Source organism: Shewanella aquimarina, from assembly GCF_023349185.1.
Taxonomy (GTDB): Bacteria; Pseudomonadota; Gammaproteobacteria; order Enterobacterales; family Shewanellaceae; genus Shewanella; species Shewanella aquimarina.
In genome coordinates this window covers 121,014-141,318 of sequence record NZ_JAKIKY010000012.1, presented here as the reverse complement: position 1 = coordinate 141,318, position 20,305 = coordinate 121,014, and the positions used below count along the sequence as shown (strand labels likewise).

Here is a 20,305-nt window from a genome sequence, read left to right as displayed (position 1 = left end):
TGCAATAATTGTTAGCTATTAGGCGGGATCGCTCAACAGTTCCCGAGCGCGCTGCAGGGCTCTCTGCTCCTCGGCGTCTAGGGTGACGCTCAAGACCTTATCGATCTGCAGAGACAGCGACTCCCACAGCGGGGCTATCACCTCACGTTCGCGTTCATTGCCACGCTGGCGCGCCATCTTAAGCAGCGCCGCCGACCCCACCACATCTATGCGTCCCAGTATGCCATCGGCCAAGGCGATGCTCAGCTCTATCATGGCCGGCACGCTGTGGCCATATTTCACCGCCTCTCTCAGGTAGCGCTCGGCCAGAGAGAAGTCGTTGCCCAGGGCATTCTCGTTGTTGAGCATCTGCTGTGCGCAGTGCAGCATGGCGTCGAGTTGTCCCTGCTCTGCAGCCTCGGCCATCCACTGCTCGCTGGCCAGGGGATCGGCCTCACAGCCCTCGCCCCGCGCCAACATGAGTGCCAGGTGATACTGGGCATGGGGGAATCCGGCTTGGGCGGCACTGGAGATATAGTGAAACGCCTGAGCATAGTTGGCCTGCTGATAGTAGAGCACCCCCAGGTTAGCCATGGCTTCCGACTGCTCGCGATCCGCCGCCGCCTGCAGGTAACGATAGGCGAGTTGAGTATCTATGCTTATCTGCTCGCCGCCCACCAGATAGAAATAGCCCAGCAGGGCCATGGCATTCACCACCCCGGCCTTCGCCGCGGCTATGATGGCGCTCTCACCCGCCGCCACGTCCGCCTTGCCGGCATAGCCGTGCAGCAGGCTGACGCCATGTTCATACTGCGCCTCGGGTAGATGGGGCGCCGCCAGAGCAAACCAGTGGGCCGCCTGCTTAAAGTTGGCCTCGCTCTGAGGGTCAAGCTCTTGCTCCGCCTCCTCATGCAGGGCTTGCTCCTGCTCCTTCTGCATCAGGGCACGGGCCTTGAGCGACATGCCCACCAGATACTGCGCCTGAGGATCGTTTTCCATCACGGCCCGGTAGCAGAGATCCCGCCCGGCGAAGGCATCGAAAGGCTCGAAGCGATACTCGGGAGCTGGCTCATTGCAGAGCAGCGGATAGAGATCTTCCACCAGCTTGACCAGACGCTCTGTCGCCTTCTCGGCCAGCAGCTCGAGCGCCTCGGCGGTCAGGTGATATTTCTCGGGATGCGCGCCGCGGTTGCCATCGCTGCGCAGCCGATGCAGGGCGCGGGTCAGCCGTACATTGATCACCCGTTGTCGGTTGAGTAGCTCGATACGATCGTAGAGGTTGGGGCTATCGAAGACCAGCTGCTGGGAGGCCGCCAGTTTGTCCGTCAGCCTATGGGTGAAGCTACGCACGTGCAGCAGCGCCTGGGTCGGCACGTCACGCACATAGCTCTTGGCCACCCGGTAGTCTTCACCCAGTTCCTGCGAAAATTGGCTAACCAGTTCGATATCGCTGAGCAAGGTGAGGACTCCGTGGTTGTAATATTAAAAGGGGGACTCTCGCGGATCAGACCTGCTCGTCTACGCTGGGACGCGACACCATGTAAAGACGGAACAGGGCCACGTTAACGAACAGACCAAAGAAGGCCACCAGCACCTCGACCACCAAGACCAGGGGGAAACCCACAGACTGTGCCAGGCTAGACAGGGTGCCACCGATAAGCGACAGCGGGATGTATAGCATGAGTACCAGCAGGGTCTTGAAGGCGATGGGGCCACTGAACTTGAAGCTCCCCTTGATCGCTTCCAGCGGCGTCAGGCGCTCGACCACTACCATGAAATTCACATAGGCCAGACGGGCGAAGATATAGATGCTGATCACCAGTCCCACTAACCAGATGGGGCCGAAGGCTGCAAACAGCATGACAGGAGCCAGAATCGCCAGACCAGAGAAGACACCGGCCAGCAACAGCGGCGGAACGAAACTCAGACTCGTCTTAAGCAAGATGCCGGTAGAAGGCTCGTGGCCATGGGATCTCACCTCCATAAACAGGGTCAGGGCGGCGATAAGCAGTGAAAAGACCAGCAAGAGCACCATCATGGCGAGCATGTGAGGCACGCCAAACTGGGGATTCTCCAGATCTGCGCTATTGATCTCCATTCCTAACCACATCTGAATCCCTACCTGTAGAAACAAGATAGGCACGGTAAGCGCCGCTAACTGGCGGATATGGTTACGAAAGAAGTTATAAGCTTCGGTCAAAATCGCTGATAATGACATGTGACTTTCCATTAGATATATGTAAACCAACTTGTGAGTTCGACAGGATACCGAAATTTCAACGCCAATGCACAACACATGTCTAAAAATAGATACAAAGTTATTGCCCGGCTAGGCTAGAATAGGCCGCATATTTAGCACTTATCACCATGGGATGGCGATTCATGAAATTATCCACTATCAGCGCGGTTATCTTAGGCTCTTTACTACTCGGCAGCCCGGCGTCGGCCGGCTGGTTTGACGACCTCACCAAGAAAGAAGAGGCGCCTCAGGTCGCCACCCAGACACAAAACAACGACCTTGTCGGCACTGTGATGTCTCAGCTCGGCCTCAACCAGACTCAGGCCGAAGGTGGACTGGGTAGCCTGCTCTCGCTGGCGAAAACGACTCTGGGGGGCGACAGCTTCGGCCCTATCGCCGAGGCGATTCCTGGTATCGACGGCCTGCTGTCGGCGGCGCCGCAGCTCGACAGCGACTCAGGCATGTCGGGCCTATTGTCTAAGGCTGGCGATCTTGGCAGCTCGCTGCAGGGTGGTGCCCAGGTCTATGATTCTTTCGAGAAACTGGGCATCTCCAAAGAGCTGGCAAAACCTATGGTGGATATCGTTAAGGGCTACCTCGATGCCAACGCCGGTGCCGGCACCACAGCTCTGCTGATGCAAGGACTTGGCGCCCTGCTCTAACCGCTCCATGAAGCAGAGTTCATCTGCACAGGATGAACTCTGGCCTTTTAGGGGACTCTAACCCCTAACTAAGTCTTGAAAGGTATGCGTGATGATCGCCAAGCTGAAACAGTTTCTCACCGCCCAGACTCACGCCGAGTCACCCGAGGAGAAGGCCAAACACCTACAGTTGGCCGCCGCCTGTCTGTTGCTGGAAGTCGTCTACGCCGATCAGACCCTAGACGATCAGGAAGCCGCACTGCTGCCTGAGCTGCTCACCTCGGCTCTATCACTGAGCATGCAAGAGGCCCAGAGCCTGATTGCCGAGGCGAAACAGGTGCAGGGCAACGCCACCTCACTGTTTGAATTTACCAAACAGATAAACGACCAGTGCTCTCTGGAGCAGAAACAGCAGCTGATCCTCGCCATGTGGACCCTGGCCTACGCCGATGGCAGCCTATGCCGCTATGAAGATCAGATCATCCGCCGCACCGCCGAACTCCTCTACCTCAAGCACAGCGAGCTGATCCAGCTGAGAAACGCCGCGATCAACAAGACGCGTTAGGAGTGCCGACTCTCAATCTCAACACCCAGCTTTCAAACTCGCTCTCAAACTCGCTCTCAAATGCTAGGGCTTCACAAACTAAAGCTTCACAACTAAGGCTTCACAAATTTCAACACATAGCGACTGGTCTTGCCGCGCACCGCCTCATCGAAGGCCGACAGGGTCAGCTTATCCTCTGGGTTTTCCAGCACAGCCAGACTCCCTTGCAGTTTAAATCCGGCCGCCTCCATGGCATCGATCGCATGCTGCTTGGCCAGACGGTGCAGTTCGTGGGCCGTGCTGGTATCGCTGCCCTCTGCGGCATCATGGTCGATAATTGCCACAAGACCACCGGATTTTAGGCTGCTAAACATCTGCTTTAATAGCCTTTCCCTGTCGATCGCCGGCCAGCCTGGCTCATGATAATAGGTGTCATGAAAGCCTAGAATGAAGAAGATGCGGTCAAAGCTCGCCGCGGGCAGTTGCAGCTCGTCGGCTTCGCTGATAATCACTTCGGCATTGGGCAGACGTTCTTGATAGTGACGCTCGGCCAGATCTTCCTTGGCAAAGGGCAGATAGGCCTGATTATTGTGTACCAGCACACTACCCTGTTCGCCCACCACACGGGCCAGCAGCTCGCTGTAGTAGCCACCACCGGAGAAGAGATCGAGCACTCTCTGCCCAGGCGCCACCTCGAAGAAGTTCAAGATGGCTTCGGGATGCCGGCTGCCATCGCGCCCCTTGTCGCGGGCCAACCTGTCTTGACTGTCGACCGCCGCCCGTATCGCTGAAGCTTCCCCTGCATAACTCGAATTGATGCCACCCAAGATCAATCCCCCAAAAAGTGATAACACAATAAGATTAATAGTCTTCACACATGTCCCATCCAAGTGATCTGTTTCGCCCAAGGATAAGCTCTAAAATGTAAACCATTGGTTATTAAAATGTAATTAAAAATATCTCAATTGAGCCTCGAAGTGATTTTTTATTAGCCAAGGCTAAAAAAGGGTGATAACCCTATAAGTTCGTTATTTACATTTGCTTACAAATAGGCGGTATCACTTGTAGCAAAGATAATAAGGTAAGGATGCTTTATGAAAGAAACTGCACTATTAAAACGAACCTTTATCGCCATAGTCGGCGGCGTGATCACCCTATCTCTGTTCGCTTTCATGGCCAAACTGATCGATAACGAACAGCCCACGCAAACATACGCCATTGCAACGCCAGACCTTAACCTCTCCTTCGAGCCTAAACCACCAATAGAGAAGCAGCGGGAAACCATCATCGAACCTAAACAAGATCCGGTGCAGCCCCCTAGGCGCGTCGAAGGCTTCGAAGAGAGTGAAACCAGCGAAACTGGAGTACTCCCGGGTGTCATCGAGATGCCTAAGGTCGTCAATACCACCCAAGACTCACCTGCGGTAAACGACACGAGCGATGCCCTACCTATCATTCAGGTATCGCCTCAGTATCCCGTATCGGCTGCACAGGAAGGAAAGGAGGGCTATGTACTGCTGGAATTTGATATCACGGCCAGCGGCGCGGTCGAGAACATCAAGGTGATTGAGGCTAATCCAAAACGCATCTTTAACCGTGCGGCCGTCAACGCGTTAAAGAAATGGAAGTATAAACCTAAGATGGAAGAGGGACGGGTCACGCCACAAACCAGGCAGCAGGTGAGACTCGACTTCAAGCTAGATCAACAGATCTGAATCATATCGCCTTTTCCCAAGGAGGCTGCTAAAGCAGCCTCCTCGCCATGTTAGACTCGGCTAGGCTATTAAGCCGTCTATCCCACACGGCAGGTCTGCTTACGAACCAGATGGGTCTTCTGCCACCAGAGTAGCGGGGCGAGTACAGAGACCAGCAGCAAGGCGTAGAGCATGTTAGCCCCCAGCGCCAGGGTCATGGCCAGGCAGAAGCCAACACCCGTGATCACCAGTGGTAGGTAGCGCTTACTCAACAGCTTGGCCGCCGCCAGCATAGACACCAGATAGATGAGCACGAACACCCCATTGGTCCAGGCGATCAGATGTTCCAGCTCCTGCCCAAACAGATAGGTCAGGCAGATCACTGTGGCCATGGTGAGCAGCACGGCCACCAGCGCCCGCACCGGCACCCTGTGTTGATTGAGCTTGTCGAAATAACGGGGCAGTACGCCTTCGCGACTGAAACTCCAGATCAGCCTGGCCACACTGGCGGTATAGACGTTGACCGTAGAGAGCCCGCCGGCGATCCCGAGAATACCTATCACCTGAGCGCCATAGCCCCCAAGCAGATGATCGAAGGCGTTGACCATGGCGAGCCCTTCCCCCTTAGGCACAAACAGCAGGAGTAAGGTGCAGGTGACATAGACCAGGCCCACCAAGATGGTGCCTATGATCATCGCCGGCAGCATATCTTTGTCCGGACGCTTGAAGTCGTTGGCCAGATGGGTCATCGCCTCGATACCGAGAAAACTCCAAAACGCGATACCGGCCGCCGCCATCACCAGTCCCATATCGCTTCCCGCCTGGGGCGCCGCCAGTTCGAGATCGCCAAGCTTAGCACCACCGGCGCCGAACAGGATCACCACCACGGAGACGATGGCCAGGGTCAGGGCAAACTGCAACTTGGCCGACACCTGTATTCCCTTGAGGTTAAGTGCAAGCAGGAGCAGCAACAGCGCCAGCTCAGTCATCAACTGCTGCCAACCCACCAAGGGCACCAGGGCGTTAATAAACTGAAAGGTCATCAAGATGGCGGCGGGCGTACCTATGGGCACCACCAGGAGGAAAATGAGTCCGGTCGTGCGTCCGGCGGTGCGGCCGAAGGCCTTCTCGACAAAGTAGGCTGGGCCTGCGGCATGGGGGAATACCCCCGCCAGGCGCGCAAATACCAGGGTCACAGGGATGATCGCCAGAGTGAGTAGTATCCACGCCAGCAGGGCACCACTGCCCGCAGTGGCAATCGTCATCTCCGGCAGGATAAATACGCCTGTACCAAGCAAAGTGGTGGCCATCAGACCGGCACCTTGCCAGCGACCAATAGTACCGTGATTATGTTCCATCTTAGGTTCTGTTAGGGTTATCTATGGCGATAGTATAGACTTAGCGGGTCAAACAATCTGTCAAAGATTTCCGCCGAAACTCAAATTAGAGCCGACACTTTGACGGGATTTTATCGTTTCACCGACATTTTGTCGGTACTAACTTTGTCAGAGACAAGAGAGGATAGCTTGGACAAGTTTGATAAGGCCATCATCAACGCCCTGAGACAAGACGCCAGACAGAGCGTTTCCAGCATCGCCGAGTGCGTCAGCCTGTCTCGCAGCGCGGTTTCCGAACGGATCAAGAAGCTGGAGCAGACAGGGATCATCCGCGGTTATCAGGTATTGCTCAGCGAGTCGCAGAAAGAGGGCGTCTCCGCCTACTTCGAGATCCAACACCGCTGTCCCCGCTGCGCCGATGTGGTGCATGTGTTCCAGTCTATCCCAGAGGTGATCACCTGCCGCGGCATCACGGGCGACATGGATCTTTTGGTCTATGTGCAGGCCGACTCCATGCGCCGCCTGCACGAGATCCGCGAATATATCGACGCCCAGACCGACATCATCAAGCTCAAGACCCATGTGGTGATGAGCGAATGGATCGACAATCGCGGTTGAAGACCGCCACTAACATGGATATTTCTCATGCCTGAACATGAGTAACAGTTTAGGCCTGTGGTTTCCTTTACTATATGCTTAACGATAGACTATCGTTTAACTCTTTCATTGGTTAAACCATTATGCAGATTGAAAAAACCGCCGAATTAAACCTTCTTTGGGGCTCGCTTATCCTCGAGGAGCTGGCACGCCTTGGAGTGCAACATGTCTGCATGGCGCCCGGCTCTCGCTCGACCCCCCTTACCCTGGCGGCGGCCAAACAGACCAAGCTCAAGCAGCATCTTCATTTCGATGAGCGTGGGCTGGGCTTTCTCGCCCTGGGACTGGCCAAGGCCAGCCGCGCCCCAGTCGCCATCATCACCACCTCGGGCACGGCGGTCGCCAACCTCTATCCGGCCATAGTCGAAGCCTGGCTGACCCAGGTACCGCTAATCGTCTTGTCCGGCGATCGCCCGCCAGAGCTGCTGGGCTGCGGCGCCAATCAGGCGATAGTGCAGCCGGCGATTTTTGCCGACTATGCCAAACAGGTCAATCTGCCGACTCCGGATATGGCAATACCGCCCCAGGCGCTGCTCACCCTGCTGGATGAGTCGGTCGCCAACACCAAGGGGCCGATACACGTCAACTGCATGTACCGAGAGCCCCTCTATCCAGGCTCCATGAGCGCCGATTTCACCCACTATCTGAGCCCGCTGGGCAACTGGCAACATAGCGCCCTGCCCTATAACCAGTTTGCCGACGCCCAGCTTATCAGCGCGCCGACGCCAGATGCCCTGGCGCGCTTCGTTCATGGTAAGGGCGTGATCATCGCAGGTACTCTGGCGCCCGAGCAGCAACCCGAGCAGCTTATCGAACTGGCGCAGAAGCTCGGCTGGCCGCTGCTGACCGACGCTCAGTCTCAGCTGAGACAACATGGTGCAGCCATCGGCAACATAGATCAACTCCTGCTGCAACCCAAGGCCAAGGCGCTGCTGCAGGAAGCCGATACAGTACTGGTGTTCGGCGGACGTCTGCTGTCGAAACGTCTGATTAGCTATCTTAGCGAGCAGAAATGGAAACGTTACTGGCAAGTGCTGCCCCAGCAGACCCGCCTCGACCCGAGTCACTCGGCCAAACAAGTCTGGATAAGCCCACTTAGCGCCTTTACCCAGCTTCCCTGGCCGAGATCCTCCGAAGCCAACTGGGCGCTGCAACTGATAGAGGCCAATGAGCAACTGGCAACCCTGTTCCAGCAACAGATTGACGACGCCGAATTTGGCGAGGCCCAGGTGGTGCGCGCCATCGCCGGGCGCGGCGAGCAGCAGCTGTTTATCGGTAACAGCCTGCCGGTGCGTCTCTACGACATGTATGCGCCCATCACGCCAGTCGCTCCTCGCATCTATACCAACCGTGGCGCCTCGGGCATCGACGGTCTGCTGGCCACCGCCTGCGGGATCGCGGCCCACAAGGCCAGCCCGACCACGCTGATCATCGGCGATCTGTCACAGCTGCACGATCTCAACTCCCTGGCCTTAGCGGCGAAGCAGCAGGGCCCATTCGTCATAGTTATCCTCAACAACGACGGCGGCAACATCTTCAACCTGCTGCCTGTGCCCGATGAGAAGCTGCGCAGCGGCTACTATCGCCTCGCCCACGGCCTGGAGTTTGGCTATGGCGCGGCCATGTTTGGCCTGCCCTATAATCGCGTCGAGGATATCGTGAGTTTCAACGAGGCCTACGACGACGCCCTGGCCTACCAGGGCGCCTCGGTTATCGAGGTCTGTGTGGCGCAAGATCAGGCCAGTGAACAGATAGCTCACCTCGCCGCCTGGATAAAGCAAAGCTGATGCTGGCCTATCGCAGTGAAGGCGACCGCAGCAAGCCGGCACTGGTCTTGTTGCATGGTTTCCTGGGTGACAAGCATGACTGGCAGGGTGTCCTTGCCAGACTCAGCCAGCATTTTCACTGTATCGCCTTAGATCTGCCCGGGCACGGTGACAGCCCAGCACTTGAAGGGGAGCCACACTCGCCAGGCTTCAATCGCGTCGTGGCGCAGATCCTCTCGACACTGGAGGAGCTAAAGGTAAATCGCTTTCATCTGTTGGGCTACTCCCTGGGTGGCCGCATCGCCCTGCATCTGGCCGAACAGGCACAGGAGCGCCTGCTCAGTATCCATCTGGAGTCTTGCCACCCGGGTCTTGCCAGCGATGACGAGCGTAAATTAAGACTCGAGCAGGACGCAGCGTGGCAACAGAAATTGCTTTCCCTGCCCATCACAGACTTTCTATCGCTCTGGTACCAACAGGGGGTATTTGCCTCCCTCAATGATGAACAAAGGCAGAAGCTCATTCAGGCGCGCTCCCACAATCGCCCCAGCGCGCTGGCCAGCATCTATCTGCCAACATCCTTAGGCCACCAGGCTAATTTGTCGAGCCAACCTGAACAATCAACCTTAAATTGGCATTACTATGTAGGCTTGCAAGACGATAAGTTTCTCACCCTGGCCAAAGCCTGGCAGGCTAAACAAAAGATTGCCCTCTATCGGGTACCGGGGGCAGGCCACAACGTGCATCTGGCACAGCCAGAGGCCTTCTGTGATCTCCTCATCGCTCAGCTCAGGATACAAGCATGATACTCAGTCAACTCAGCCTCTATCGCTACCAGATCCCCCTAGACAAGCTGCTGCCGGTAGGCAAACAGCGTATCGATAACCGTCAGGGGCTGGTCCTCAGGGCCTGCACAGCAGACGAACTGGGCGAGTCTGTTTGCTGCGAGGTCGAGATATCGCCTCTGAGTGGCCTAGATGTAGATGAACAGCCCCTCCAAGGCTTTAGCCAGGAGTCGCTGACTCAGGTGATCGACGAGCTGCTCCCCCTGTTAGACACCCTGGTCGGCGAGGCTGTCGACACCTTGGTGACCTCTGCCCAGGCGACCAAGCTGCCCTCGCTGGCCTTTGGCCTGTCGCTGCTTCATGCAAGACTCTCGGGACGATTGCCCGCCGCCAGACAGCAAGCGCGAACCATCCCCCTCATCTATCAGGCGCAGGATGAGGCGCCTCAGGCGTTGGATGCCCGCATCGATGGCCTAGATGACACGGTACACGCGGTAAAGGTCAAGGTGGGACAGACCTCCATGGCCCAGGAGATCGCCATGATCCACCGTATCCTGGCGCGCCGCCCAGATCTCAAGCTTAGGTTGGACGCCAATCGCTGTTTCAGCCTAGAAGCGGCCATCGATTTCTTCGCCTGTCTGCCGCTAGAGGCGATCGAATATGTCGAGGAGCCTTGCCAAGACTCTGGCGACAACTCCGCCCTGTACCGGGCCTTAGGTGTGGGCTTTGCCTTGGATGAGAGCCTGAACCATCCTGACTATCGATTTACCATGGCACCAGGTCTCACCGCCCTTATCGTCAAGCCGATGATCTTAGGCTCGCTACCAGACCTACAGGCCATGACTCAGCAGGCCCATGAGGCTGGGGTCAGGGTGATCCTCAGCGCCAGCCTGGAAGCCAGCCTCGGCATCAATGCCCTGAGGGATCTGTGCGAGGCCCTAACGCCAGATGAGGTACCGGGGCTGGACACCTTAAGCGCCTTTAGCGCCGATCTGCTGGTGTCGACCGGCAAGAACCGCTGCCTGACCCTGGAAAACCTGATCTGCCTGAAGCAGGTCGCCCGGGAGGCGGTTTGAAACACAGCCAGGAAAGCATAGACACCTCACCGCTGCACCTGATGGCAACTCAGGCACCAGCACAAATCGCACTGCATCACTGGCATGATGGCGAGTACTGCGCCATCGACTATGCTCAGCTGGCTCGAAGGGTAAAACAATGCTCGCAGCAGCTAGATAGCCTAGGGGTAAGACCTGGCGACAAGATGGCCTGCATCGACCAGAACTCTCTGGCACTGGTGATCCTCTACTGGGCCTGTATCGAGCTCGGCGCCATCTTCTGTCCGTTAAATCCCAGATTCCCCAGGGCGCAGATAGCCAGGTTGGCCGAGCGCTACGATTTCAACTATTTCTGGGCTGGCGAGGCCTATCAAGACTTGCTTCCTGAGCCTGGCCTGACGCTGACCTTAGATGCCAAGGCGCCACTCACCAAGACGCGCGATAGCAAGAAAGCAACCAAAACAGAAGCAATCAAGATAGACACGGCGCGGCCCTGCAACATCATACTCACCTCGGGCAGTAGCGGCATGCCCAAGGCGGCCGTTCACTGCCTAAACAATCATATCGCCAGCGCCCTAGGCTCGACCCAGAAGATCCCCTTACATCGAGGGGACAACTGGCTGCTTTCCCTGCCGCTGTTTCACATCGGCGGCCTGGCGATAGTCAATCGCTGCGCCTTGGCTGGCGCAGCCCTGACCCTGCCAGCACCAAGACTTTCACAGGCGGAGCAACTCAAGGCGATTCCCCTGACCCACCTCTCTCTGGTGGCCACCCAACTTGTGAGATTGCTTAACGACGCCCCCGAGACACTAAAGGGCCTCAAGGCGCTGCTTCTGGGTGGCGGCGCCATAGATGAGCGGCTGATCGAGCGCCTGGTGCCTATGGGAATTCCCGCCTTTACCAGCTATGGCATGACGGAGATGAGCTCTCAGATCACCACGGCCAGGGCCAACGCTCAGGGCAGCTGCGGCATGCCTCTGCCTGGGCGTCAGCTAAAAATTGTCGATGAGGTGATCTATGTGCGTGGCGAGACCCTGTTTCTCGGCTACCTGAGCGATAAGTCTCCCCATGAGATCACCAGGCCACTGGATGAAGAGGGTTGGTTCTGCACTCAAGATCGCGGCAGGTTAACGCCTGAAGGCGAGCTGCTCATTCTGGGACGCACAGACAACATGTTTATCTGCGGCGGTGAGAACATCCAACCCGAGGAGATAGAGGCGCTGCTAAGAAGCTATCCCGGAATAGAAGAGGCGCTGGTGTTCGGCGTAGCCGATGAGGAGTTCGGCCTGCTGCCGGCGGCCATCATCAAGGGGGAAGTCGCGTCACCCGAGGTGCTCGATGGATTTCTCTGCCAGACTATCGCCCGCTTTAAACGACCACGACGCTATATCCCCTGGCCCGAGGTCGAGCAGACCGGACTCAAGTTAGCACGCAAGCAGGTGATCCAGGCGGTAGCCAAGCAACATAAATTAGCCATAAAAAAACCTGCTTGATAGCAGGTTTTTCTTTGCATTGACCTAAGAGCTAGGCGCGTTACATTTCCATGCGGCCCTTGAGCTTGTTCATGGCATTCTTCTCGAGCTGCCTGATACGTTCGGCAGAGACTTGATAGGTTGCCGCCAGCTCTTGCAGCGTGGTCTTCTCTTCGTCCAACCAACGCGCCTGTAGAATATGCTGGCTACGCTCATCAAGGGTCTTGATGGCCGCCAGAAGACGGGTTTGGTTATCGGCTTCGAAGTTGTCGTTTTCGACCTGAGAGGCAATATCCGACGAATGATCTTCGAGGTAATGCACAGGTGCATAATCCTGGTCGTCATCGTTGTCACTGGCCAGATCGAAGGCTGGGTCCTGCGCCGCCATGCGTGATTCCATCTCGGTCACATCGCTCTTCGAGACGCCAAGGTTTTCGGCAACCATGGTCACCTCTTCGTCGCTAAACCAACCGAGACGCTTCTTGGCCTTACGAAGATTGAAGAACAGTTTACGCTGCGCCTTGGTGGTCGCTACCTTAACGATACGCCAGTTTTTCAGCACGTATTCGTGGATCTCGGCCTTAATCCAATGCACGGCAAACGAGACAAGACGTACACCCACGTCGGGATCAAAGCGTTTTACCGCCTTCATCAGACCAATGTTCCCCTCTTGGATGAGATCCGCCTGTGGCAGACCATAACCCGCGTAACCTTTGGCGACATGAATAACGAAACGAAGATGAGACATAATCAACTGCTTCGCAGCCTGAATGTCACCGGTCTCCTGCAGACGTTTCGCCAGCTCATACTCCTCATTCGCCTCCAACATTGGAATGTTGTGCGCAGAATGGATATAAGCCTCTAAGCTACTGCTGCTTTGAGGTACCATTAGTGCCATTGATTGCGTTTGACTTGTCATTAACGCTCCTAACTTCTTATCTTGCTTAAATTTAACGCTTTGAGTGCTCTGCGCCGCTTGAAAACGGCATTCCGTGGGAGTCTTTGGAAAGGAATTTACGCCCAGGGACAAGCTGATGAACTATTAACTATCTGACAGTCTATGTCAACACTCGAAGCTGAACAGGGTTTAATTTCACCCGATTCTATAGACAGTGCAAGTGAAAATTAGTTCATAAAAACCCCGGTGTCGACTAGGAAGGTTCTATCGCCCGCAGGTGTTGGCGCACCGAGAGATAGGAGCCCAGCCAGCCAAGAAACGAGGCCAACAGAATCAGTTCGCCAAGCTCCACCAATGTCAGCGACTGCATCTCCAGCGTGCTGCCATAGAGGCCCAACAGACTCGCCAAGGCACCGTCGAGATACCAGACCAACAGATTGATGATCACCCAGGCCAGAATGCCGCCAATTACCCCGAACCAGATCCCGGTATAGAGGAAGGGGCGCTGAATAAAGCTCTCGGTGGCGCCCACCAGCTTCATCACCTCGATCTCGGTGCGGCGGTTCATGATGGCCAAGCGTATGGTGTTGCCGATCACCAGCACCACGGCCAACACCAACAAGGCGGCGATGGCCATCACGGTACGCTCCAGCAGCCTCACAACGGCCTGCAGACGTTCCAGCCACTCGATATCCAGGCGGCCAAAACTCACCTCAGGCTCGAGCTCCAGCTTCTTCAGCAGCTCGCGGGCACCGTTAGGGCTGGCATACTTGATACTTGGGGTCACAGTAATCACCGCCGGCAACGGGTTTTCATCCAGGTAGGCCAGTGCCTCGCCAAAACCTGAGAGGCGCTGGAACTCTTCCAAGGCCTTATCGCGGTCGATATAGCTGACCGCACTCACTTCAGAATAGGCACTAATCCGGCTGATGAGGCTTTGAATACTGCGCTCGCTGCGCCCCTCATCGATAAACAGGGAGATCTCGGCGGCGCTGTTCCAGGATTGGGTAATTGTCTCGGCGTTCTTCACCAGTACCTGCAGGGCCGCTGGCAGGCTCAGGCTGACCCCAAGCACGGCCATGGTCATCAGGGAAGAAACCGGATTGCGCCACAACTCCCCCATGCTGCCCATGGCATGTTGAATATGACGAATAAAAAACATCACTATGCGGCCGCTGATGGGTAATTTACTGCGCACCAATTGAGGTTGCTGACTCATCTGACTCTCCTCAATTATTGGCCGAAGGCACTGGCAGTAGTGTGAGTGCTCGCCAGCTCGTCACCACCCAGGATACGGCCCTGTTTCAGGGTCAGGGTGCGATAACGCATTCTGGCAATGAGTCCCAGATCGTGGGTGGCGATCAACACGGTCGTGCCGGCATCGTTAAAGGTTTCAAACAGGCGCAGGATATCCATGGACAACTTAGGATCCAGGTTACCCGTGGGCTCGTCGGCCAGCAACAGCGGCGGCTTGTTAACAATGGCGCGGGCGATCCCCACCCGTTGCTGTTCACCACCAGACAACATGATGGGATAATGACGCTCCTTGCCATACAGGCCCACCATATCCAGCGCCGCCAGCACACGCTTCTTGATCTCATGCAGGGCGAAACCCTCGATAACCAGCGGCAAGGCTATATTGTCGAAGACGCTGCGGTCCATCAGTAGGTGATGGTTTTGGAAGATCATGCCGATATCACGGCGCAGGAAGGGTACATCCTTGGGTCTGATGTTGGCGATGTCATGGCCATTGATGGCGACACGACCGGCATTGGCCCGTTCGATCACAGTGATCAACTTAAGCAGGGTACTCTTGCCCGCCCCGGAGTGGCCGGTTAAAAACGCCATCTCACCGCGTTTCAAATGAAAACTCACATCGGTGAGGGCCTTCTGACCACCGGGATAAACCTTGCTAACCTGCTCAAATCGAATCATAAGTACCCAATCTTAGATGCTGCAATAGTGTTTTGATGGACCAGCCGAATTCGACTGGCCCTGGCTTTACGCCTAGCCGTTTGCTACTTGGCCTCATCCTCATGGCTGAACAGGGCGTCGATAAAGTCTTTCGCATCGAAAGTTCTTAGATCGTCGATCTGCTCACCGACACCTATGTGTCTAATTGGTATGCCAAATTTATCTGCAATGGCGAAGATCACACCGCCCTTGGCCGTGCCATCGAGCTTGCTCATGGTGATACCCGTGACGCCAACCGCCTCTTTGAACAGCTGCGCCTGGCTAATGGCATTCTGACCCGTACTCGCATCCAGGGTCAACATCACCTCGTGAGGGGCGCTCTCGTCTTGCTTCTTCATCACCCGCACCACTTTCTTCAGCTCATCCATCAGGTGAGCCTTGTTCTGCAGGCGTCCCGCTGTATCGGCGATCAAGATGTCTATCTTACGGGCACGCGCCGCCTGCAGTGCATCGAAGAGTACCGAGGCGCTATCGGCGCCTGTGTGCTGGGCGATAACCGGAATGTCGTTGCGCTGACCCCAAACCTGTAGCTGCTCGACGGCCGCCGCGCGGAAGGTATCACCCGCCGCCAACATCACCGACTTACCTTGTGCTTGATACTGCTTGGCCAGCTTACCGATAGTGGTGGTCTTACCCACGCCGTTGACACCGACCATGAGGATAACGAAGGGGCCATCGCTATTTTCAGGTACCAGAGGGATGCTCACCGGCTCCAGGGTCTTCTGCATCTCTTCACGCATCAGCTCGTAGAGTGCCTCGCCATCTTTAAGCTGCTTGCGACTCGCCTGCTCTGTCAGGCTGGCGATCAGGCGACTGGTGGTTTCCACCCCCACATCGGCGATCAGCAACTGCTCTTCCAACTCTTCGAACAGCTCATCATCGATCTTCTTACCCTTAAACAGACCGATGAAACCGCTACCGATATTTTCGCTGGTACGTTTCAGTCCACGTTTCAGACGGGCAAAGAAGCCCTCTTTGGTCGGCTTCTGCTGCGGCTCGGGCTGTTGTTCAACCTGCTCCTCTTGCCCTGTCTGTTCTGCTTGCTCAGCCGCTAGACGCTCCTGCTCTGCCTGCTCGGCAGCTAAACGCTCTTGCTCGGCCTGTTCGGCAGCAAGACGGGCATTCTCAGCTTCGACGCGGGCCTGTTCTTCGGCTAGACGCTCCCGCTCAGCTTGTTCCGCAGCTAGGCGTTCCTGCTCTGCCTTTTCGGCAGCAAGACGGGCATTTTCAGCCTCGACGCGGGCCTGCTCCTCGGCTAGACGCTCTTGCTCAGCTTGTTCCGCAGCTAAACGCTCACTCTCTGCTTCGAGACGGGCCTGTTCGGCGGCCAGGCGTTCTTGCTCTGCCTGCTCTGCTGCCAGACGGGCATTCTCTGCTTCGACACGAGTCTGCTCCTCTGCGATGCGTTGCTGCTCAGCTTGTTCCGCAGCTAAATGCTCCTGCTCTGCTTGCTCGGCAGCCAACCGTACATTCTCTTCTTCGACGTTAGCCTGTTCGGCATCTGCCTGAGTCGAAACTTCTACTTCTGGTGCCGCCGCTTCCTGCTTAGATTTATCTTTGCGGAACCAAGAAAAAAAACCTTTTTTTGCCATGTGTAATACCAGTACTCAATTAACTGATTCAAAATTCGCTATAAAGTCATGCTGCGCTCGTCATTATAACAAGCTAACGACGCAGAAAAACACGGCATTTTTTTCGTTAATGCCCTGGGCTTTGCACCTTTTTCTGATGCTTTACGTTAAAATAGCGACCTCAATTTAGCGCAACAGTCTAACACTTAATCTGGTCAGGCCAAATTCCGCTAAATGAATCCACACAATACAGGTAGAAAATGGCAAGAAATCGACCCGCAAGCGGACAGGTAAGGATCATCGCCGGACAATGGCGCTCTAGAAAACTGCCGATACATGATCTCGAGGGGCTAAGGCCCACCACGGACAGAGTCAGGGAAACTTTGTTTAACTGGATCGCAGGCGATCTTCCAGGTGCCCGCGTGCTCGACTGCTTCGGCGGCAGTGGTGCCCTGTGCTTCGAGGCGCTCTCTCGCTATGCCAAGTACGCCAAGGTATTTGAGCTACAGGCCAGCGCGGCCAAGCAGCTCAAACAAAACCTCGCTACCCTCAAGTGCGACTGCGCCGATGTAGTTCAGGGCGACACCCTAGTGCAGCTCAAGACGCCACCCGCCGAGGGCTTCGATGTCGTCTTTATCGATCCACCGTTTCGCAAAGGGCTCGCCCAGGCTTGTATCGATGCGCTGGTCGCCCAAGGCTGGCTCAATCAGGATGCTCTGGTCTATGTGGAGACAGAGAAAGAGCATCCGCCCCTCGGCTTGCCCAGCGGCTGGATGCCACTGAAAGAGAAACAAGCCGGTCAGGTGACCTATCGCCTGTATCGAGTCGAACACACGGAGACAGATTAATGAAATTGGTGATTCTTATCGGCAAGGCGATCACCCTATTTGCCTGGGCCGTCATGATCTACAACCTATTTGCGCCAGCGGAAGGCAACATAGGCATGCTGTTGACCCTACTGCTGGCGATCACCCTGGTGATGCACGGCCTGCAGACGCTGATCTTCCGCACCCTGTTTAAGCCACTGATGACCCTAGGTTTCCGCCAGTACCTGAATGTCATGCTCTTCGGTGTATTCAGTCTGCTGGAATATCGCCAGCGCGTTATGCAGCAAGGCGTCACCGACAATCAGGCCTAAACGCTGGTCTTTTGCTAAAGAGAAGCAGGCATTAAAAAAGCCCCATAAAGGGGCTTTTTTGTATCTTAATCTCAACCACTAGAGGCCGGGAACCCGTCCCTGATAATTGATCGGGTAGTAGCCCTGGCTGTCGCGCTTACCGAGGAAGCTTAGCGCCTGCTTAAGATCGTCGGGCTGGGCCTGAGTTTCTTTGATCTTGGCGGTGACCTGCACCAGCTTGTCGGCCTTAAGCAGCGCATGGCCACTGAGGCCTAAGGCGTTCATGCTGTCATCCGTCTGCACCTTGATGTTGCCATCGACACAGCTCAGCGCCACGGCGACATCCCCCAGAGGATACTTGCCGAACTGATTGTTCACCTGCAGCTGCTGGGCAAAGAGTTTACCCGTAAGCTGCTGACACCAAGGCACGCCCTGCTCCAGGTCTTGCAGCATCAGGCTGAAGTTGCCCCCCACCTGAGTACGAAACGGCAGACGTGTATTGCCCACCAGGAACTCGCTCGGCGCGTCGAAACGCACGCCGCTGGCATCGATGCCAGACATAGAGAGACTGACGAATCCCTTACCGTTAACTGCGGTAGCACGGCTGCCCACCACGAAGTCGATATTAGCTTTGCCCGTCAGTAGCCCCCAAGGGCTCAATTGCCAGCTCACCTGCTCCAGGCGACGCTTTTGCAGCATTAAGGTGTCTATTTCACCGGACCAGATGGTGCCCGAGATCCCCGAAACACTGACTTGCTTAGGCAAGGGGGCCAACTTAACCGCCAGACTCGCCGGAAACAGGGCGATCAGAAACACCAGATAGACGAAAACGCCGATAACAATTTTTTTCACTAGACCCACAAAAAACCCTTACTACTTAGTTACTGCGAGAACTGGATGCGACGTACTTTGACGAAGCCCTCGGCCTCACCATCGGCCAGATCGAGATTATCCAGGGAGAGACCCTTCTGCTGCACCAGGTCGCTCAGATAATCCAGAAGTGAATCGAAGGGCACCTCGTCCATCCACACCTGGATCTTGTTACCCTGTGGCTGCATGCGGGTGATTTCCAGGCCATAGCTTTTGGCACTCTGAGTCACCACAGTGCTGAGGCTGCCTGAGAAGCCCTTCTTACCACCGGCCTGCTTAAGACCGGCGATCTTGTTGGCAGTCTGCTTCACATAATTGAGTGTACTTTCCTGGGCAGTCAGGTTGCGCCGTGCATCGGCCTCAGCCTGACTGATCGGTGTCCAGATCCCCCAATAGAGGATGCCGACCCCCAACACTATGGCGCAAGCCGCCACGAGCTGCTGCTCGCGCAACACTAAGCCATTCCACCACGTCTTAATGTTGTCCATCTTACTTGCTCCTCAGGGTTAAGGTACTGGTCACTTCATCCTCGCCGCTGTTCATGGCGCCGGAATCCACCTGGAAATTAGGCGAGATCAGCTCCTTAAACTGTTCGATCTGGGCATAGCTCTTGGCGGTGATCTGCATGCGCAGCTCGTTACGGCCACTGTCGAAACGCAGGCTGGTCGGCTTAAGTTGCGGCACCTTAGCGAAACCTTCGGCGAGATCGTCCAGCATGGTAAAGAAGGCCATGCCACCGCCAGCCCCTTGCAGGGTGCGCAGCTGACTCTGCATCTGCGAGCGCACGTTGACCATGCGCGAGCTGCCCATCACCAGTTTGAAGATCTCACCCGTCTGCTGCTGCAAGCCTTCGCGCTCGACGTTCATCTGATGAATGTTGAGTCCCTTGTTCACCAAGGCCAGCACCAGGGCCACCAAGATAACCATGGCGGCATTACGCCACAGTAGCAGATGCTTGCTGTATTCACGCTTAGGGGTATAGATACCACTGAGTAGGTTTAACGGTGCGTTAAGGATCCCCTTAGCCAACACCAGCATAGGCAGATCCAGCGGCTGAGGCTTCACCTCGACGCCTTGAATATCCATGTCGCTATAACTGGCCAGGGTGATAGGCGTCTCTTCCTGCCCCTCCGCAAGCTTAGGCAGGGCGGCCTGGAACCAGCTGGCATCCAGGCTGACACCGCTACCTGCGCTGGTACGCAGCAGGTAATCCGGGCCAAACTTCATCGCCGCCCACTGACATTCCTGCAGTGGCAGGGCCAGACAGTCGGGCACCAATTGACGCGCCTTGATGCCAGCCTCACTCAACCAGGAGAGCCAGGTCTGCATCTGTTCGTGGGCCACCACGGCAACGCTAAGAGACTCGCCGCTGCGCGGACCCGGGACAAAATGCAGTTCATCGACATTCTCGGCCAGACTCTCTTCCAGCATGAAAGGCAACGCCTTCAGCGCCTGACGCTGGCCCTTCTCCGGCAGCTCCACCGAGGTGAGGGTAATGGCAGAGGCGGGCACCAGAATATCTACCGGACGGTTACCGGCGCGCTCGGTCAGCGTCGACAGCCCCTGGGCGTCGCTCAGCTCTCCCGAGGCGATGATCTCCTGCTCTTGTTCCGACCATACCAGCCAGGAGCAGCTCTGCTCCGCGCTTCTTCCTAATCGGATAAATAATCTTTCACTCAATGTCTTTCTCCACAAGTCTCATGAAG

Annotated in this window: 21 protein-coding genes; 10 read left to right on the top strand and 11 right to left on the bottom strand. The window is 56.1% G+C overall.

All coding sequences use genetic code 11. From position 1 onward, the window contains the following. Window positions 1-18: 18 nt before the first annotated feature. Complete coding sequence (locus L2731_RS15315) at window positions 19-1,437, bottom strand: tetratricopeptide repeat protein (RefSeq protein WP_249254090.1); 1,419 nt, start codon at window positions 1,435-1,437, stop codon at window positions 19-21. A 46-nt stretch (window positions 1,438-1,483) separates the two neighbouring features. Continuing rightward, window positions 1,484-2,197 carry a hypothetical protein gene (locus L2731_RS15310; RefSeq protein WP_239853527.1) on the bottom strand — a complete coding sequence of 238 codons (714 nt, stop codon included), beginning with the start codon at window positions 2,195-2,197 and terminating at the stop codon, window positions 1,484-1,486. Window positions 2,198-2,361: 164 nt separating this feature from the next. Between L2731_RS15310 and L2731_RS15305 the strand changes: the two genes are divergently transcribed. Both L2731_RS15305 and L2731_RS15300 read left to right on the top strand, forming a co-directional pair. Then, window positions 2,362-2,880, top strand: a complete 519-nt coding sequence (locus tag L2731_RS15305; RefSeq protein WP_249254088.1) for a DUF2780 domain-containing protein — start codon at window positions 2,362-2,364, stop codon at window positions 2,878-2,880. 91 nt (window positions 2,881-2,971) lie between these two features. Next, the gene (locus L2731_RS15300; RefSeq protein ID WP_041508834.1) at window positions 2,972-3,424 is read left to right on the top strand and encodes a tellurite resistance TerB family protein; all 453 of its coding nucleotides are present in this window, start codon (window positions 2,972-2,974) and stop codon (window positions 3,422-3,424) included. A 92-nt stretch (window positions 3,425-3,516) separates the two neighbouring features. Here the strand turns inward: L2731_RS15300 and L2731_RS15295 are convergent, their stop codons facing one another. Continuing rightward, window positions 3,517-4,230, bottom strand: coding sequence for a class I SAM-dependent methyltransferase (locus tag L2731_RS15295; protein ID WP_249254085.1), 714 nt, complete (start codon window positions 4,228-4,230; stop codon window positions 3,517-3,519). Window positions 4,231-4,497: 267 nt separating this feature from the next. Between L2731_RS15295 and L2731_RS15290 the strand changes: the two genes are divergently transcribed. Next, window positions 4,498-5,118: an energy transducer TonB gene (locus tag L2731_RS15290; RefSeq protein WP_249254083.1), complete on the top strand. Its 621-nt coding sequence runs from the start codon at window positions 4,498-4,500 to the stop codon at window positions 5,116-5,118. A gap of 77 nt (window positions 5,119-5,195) precedes the next feature. Here the strand turns inward: L2731_RS15290 and yjeH are convergent, their stop codons facing one another. After that, window positions 5,196-6,455, bottom strand: a complete 1,260-nt coding sequence (gene yjeH, locus L2731_RS15285) for an L-methionine/branched-chain amino acid transporter (protein ID WP_239853533.1) — start codon at window positions 6,453-6,455, stop codon at window positions 5,196-5,198. Window positions 6,456-6,623: 168 nt separating this feature from the next. On the opposite strand from yjeH, the gene L2731_RS15280 reads away from it, so the two are divergent. From L2731_RS15280 to menE, 5 genes are all read left to right on the top strand, one after another. Then, on the top strand, window positions 6,624-7,052 hold the full coding sequence (locus tag L2731_RS15280) for an Lrp/AsnC family transcriptional regulator (RefSeq protein ID WP_041508831.1): 429 nt from the start codon (window positions 6,624-6,626) through the stop codon (window positions 7,050-7,052). A gap of 122 nt (window positions 7,053-7,174) precedes the next feature. After that, on the top strand, window positions 7,175-8,878 hold the full coding sequence (gene menD / locus L2731_RS15275) for a 2-succinyl-5-enolpyruvyl-6-hydroxy-3-cyclohexene-1-carboxylic-acid synthase (RefSeq protein ID WP_249254081.1): 1,704 nt from the start codon (window positions 7,175-7,177) through the stop codon (window positions 8,876-8,878). After that, window positions 8,878-9,663, top strand: coding sequence for a 2-succinyl-6-hydroxy-2,4-cyclohexadiene-1-carboxylate synthase (gene menH, locus L2731_RS15270; protein WP_249254079.1), 786 nt, complete (start codon window positions 8,878-8,880; stop codon window positions 9,661-9,663). Before menD ends, menH begins: the two co-directional genes overlap by 1 nt. Next, window positions 9,660-10,718 (top strand): o-succinylbenzoate synthase, encoded by a 1,059-nt coding sequence (gene menC / locus L2731_RS15265; RefSeq protein ID WP_249254077.1) that lies wholly within the window; start codon window positions 9,660-9,662, stop codon window positions 10,716-10,718. Before menH ends, menC begins: the two co-directional genes overlap by 4 nt. A gap of 41 nt (window positions 10,719-10,759) precedes the next feature. Further along, the gene (menE, locus tag L2731_RS15260) at window positions 10,760-12,190 is read left to right on the top strand and encodes an o-succinylbenzoate--CoA ligase (protein WP_415837040.1); all 1,431 of its coding nucleotides are present in this window, start codon (window positions 10,760-10,762) and stop codon (window positions 12,188-12,190) included. Window positions 12,191-12,230: 40 nt separating this feature from the next. Here the strand turns inward: menE and rpoH are convergent, their stop codons facing one another. The 4 genes from rpoH to ftsY form a co-directional block, all read right to left on the bottom strand. Further along, window positions 12,231-13,088 carry an RNA polymerase sigma factor RpoH gene (gene rpoH / locus L2731_RS15255; RefSeq protein ID WP_041508828.1) on the bottom strand — a complete coding sequence of 286 codons (858 nt, stop codon included), beginning with the start codon at window positions 13,086-13,088 and terminating at the stop codon, window positions 12,231-12,233. 232 nt (window positions 13,089-13,320) lie between these two features. Continuing rightward, entirely contained in the window at window positions 13,321-14,286 is a 966-nt protein-coding gene (gene ftsX / locus L2731_RS15250; RefSeq protein ID WP_041508827.1) for a permease-like cell division protein FtsX, read from the bottom strand. A gap of 14 nt (window positions 14,287-14,300) precedes the next feature. Continuing rightward, the gene (gene ftsE / locus L2731_RS15245) at window positions 14,301-15,002 is read right to left on the bottom strand and encodes a cell division ATP-binding protein FtsE (protein WP_220079350.1); all 702 of its coding nucleotides are present in this window, start codon (window positions 15,000-15,002) and stop codon (window positions 14,301-14,303) included. An 83-nt stretch (window positions 15,003-15,085) separates the two neighbouring features. Then, on the bottom strand, window positions 15,086-16,633 hold the full coding sequence (ftsY, locus tag L2731_RS15240) for a signal recognition particle-docking protein FtsY (RefSeq protein ID WP_249254071.1): 1,548 nt from the start codon (window positions 16,631-16,633) through the stop codon (window positions 15,086-15,088). A gap of 239 nt (window positions 16,634-16,872) precedes the next feature. Here ftsY and rsmD point away from each other — a divergent pair, with 239 nt between their 5' ends. Continuing rightward, complete coding sequence (gene rsmD / locus L2731_RS15235) at window positions 16,873-17,460, top strand: 16S rRNA (guanine(966)-N(2))-methyltransferase RsmD (protein ID WP_249254068.1); 588 nt, start codon at window positions 16,873-16,875, stop codon at window positions 17,458-17,460. Then, entirely contained in the window at window positions 17,460-17,750 is a 291-nt protein-coding gene (locus L2731_RS15230; RefSeq protein WP_249254066.1) for a DUF1145 domain-containing protein, read from the top strand. The genes rsmD and L2731_RS15230 overlap by 1 nt, the downstream gene beginning before the upstream one ends. A gap of 78 nt (window positions 17,751-17,828) precedes the next feature. Here the strand turns inward: L2731_RS15230 and L2731_RS15225 are convergent, their stop codons facing one another. The 3 genes from L2731_RS15225 to gspL are packed head-to-tail and all read right to left on the bottom strand — an operon-like array spanning window position 17,829 to window position 20,279. Then, a complete protein-coding gene (locus tag L2731_RS15225; protein ID WP_249254064.1) occupies window positions 17,829-18,590 on the bottom strand; it encodes a type II secretion system protein N in 762 nt (253 codons plus the stop codon). A gap of 20 nt (window positions 18,591-18,610) precedes the next feature. Further along, window positions 18,611-19,087: a type II secretion system protein M gene (locus L2731_RS15220; protein WP_041508821.1), complete on the bottom strand. Its 477-nt coding sequence runs from the start codon at window positions 19,085-19,087 to the stop codon at window positions 18,611-18,613. 1 nt (window position 19,088) lies between these two features. Further along, a complete protein-coding gene (gspL, locus tag L2731_RS15215) occupies window positions 19,089-20,279 on the bottom strand; it encodes a type II secretion system protein GspL (RefSeq protein ID WP_249254062.1) in 1,191 nt (396 codons plus the stop codon). Window positions 20,280-20,305 lie beyond the last annotated feature (26 nt).

Coding starts and splice junctions, on each gene's coding strand:
- menD (WP_249254081.1), top strand. CDS start 7,175: ATGCAGATTGAAAAAACCGCCGAATTAAACCTTCTTTGGGGCTCGCTT.
- ftsE (WP_220079350.1), bottom strand. CDS start 15,002: ATGATTCGATTTGAGCAGGTTAGCAAGGTTTATCCCGGTGGTCAGAAG.
- L2731_RS15230 (WP_249254066.1), top strand. CDS start 17,460: ATGAAATTGGTGATTCTTATCGGCAAGGCGATCACCCTATTTGCCTGG.
- menH (WP_249254079.1), top strand. CDS start 8,878: ATGCTGGCCTATCGCAGTGAAGGCGACCGCAGCAAGCCGGCACTGGTC.
- L2731_RS15305 (WP_249254088.1), top strand. CDS start 2,362: ATGAAATTATCCACTATCAGCGCGGTTATCTTAGGCTCTTTACTACTC.
- rsmD (WP_249254068.1), top strand. CDS start 16,873: ATGGCAAGAAATCGACCCGCAAGCGGACAGGTAAGGATCATCGCCGGA.
- L2731_RS15300 (WP_041508834.1), top strand. CDS start 2,972: ATGATCGCCAAGCTGAAACAGTTTCTCACCGCCCAGACTCACGCCGAG.
- L2731_RS15310 (WP_239853527.1), bottom strand. CDS start 2,197: ATGTCATTATCAGCGATTTTGACCGAAGCTTATAACTTCTTTCGTAAC.
- L2731_RS15290 (WP_249254083.1), top strand. CDS start 4,498: ATGAAAGAAACTGCACTATTAAAACGAACCTTTATCGCCATAGTCGGC.
- ftsY (WP_249254071.1), bottom strand. CDS start 16,633: ATGGCAAAAAAAGGTTTTTTTTCTTGGTTCCGCAAAGATAAATCTAAG.
- yjeH (WP_239853533.1), bottom strand. CDS start 6,455: ATGGAACATAATCACGGTACTATTGGTCGCTGGCAAGGTGCCGGTCTG.
- ftsX (WP_041508827.1), bottom strand. CDS start 14,286: ATGAGTCAGCAACCTCAATTGGTGCGCAGTAAATTACCCATCAGCGGC.
- rpoH (WP_041508828.1), bottom strand. CDS start 13,088: ATGACAAGTCAAACGCAATCAATGGCACTAATGGTACCTCAAAGCAGC.
- menC (WP_249254077.1), top strand. CDS start 9,660: ATGATACTCAGTCAACTCAGCCTCTATCGCTACCAGATCCCCCTAGAC.
- L2731_RS15220 (WP_041508821.1), bottom strand. CDS start 19,087: ATGGACAACATTAAGACGTGGTGGAATGGCTTAGTGTTGCGCGAGCAG.
- menE (WP_415837040.1), top strand. CDS start 10,760: ATGGCAACTCAGGCACCAGCACAAATCGCACTGCATCACTGGCATGAT.